Source organism: Psychroserpens mesophilus (genome assembly GCF_050617655.1).
GTDB lineage: Bacteria > Bacteroidota > Bacteroidia > Flavobacteriales > Flavobacteriaceae > Psychroserpens > Psychroserpens mesophilus_A.
Genome location: NZ_JBODQC010000501.1, coordinates 1 through 237, shown reverse-complemented (window position 1 = coordinate 237; position 237 = coordinate 1). Strand labels below are relative to the sequence as shown.

Here is a 237-nt window from a genome sequence, read left to right as displayed (position 1 = left end):
CGTCGCGCACGCCGGCGCGGGTCAGGCGGATCACCAGCGAGATCTTGAACAGCGACAGGTTCAGCGCCGGCAGGATCAGGTGGCGCCAGCCGTCGGCCGTCAGCCACGACCACTGGAAGCCCAGGAATTCCGCCGTCTGGCCGCGGCCGCTGGCCGGCAGCCAGCCCAGCGACACGCTGAAGGTCATGATCAGCATCAGCGCGACCCAGAAGGTCGGCAGCGAGAAGCCGACGATGC

General features: G+C 69.2%; 1 pseudogene. It reads right to left on the bottom strand.

The features are described 5' to 3' along the window. A pseudogene (locus ACRHNM_RS18165) lies at nt 1-237 on the bottom strand (hypothetical protein); the annotation flags it as partial.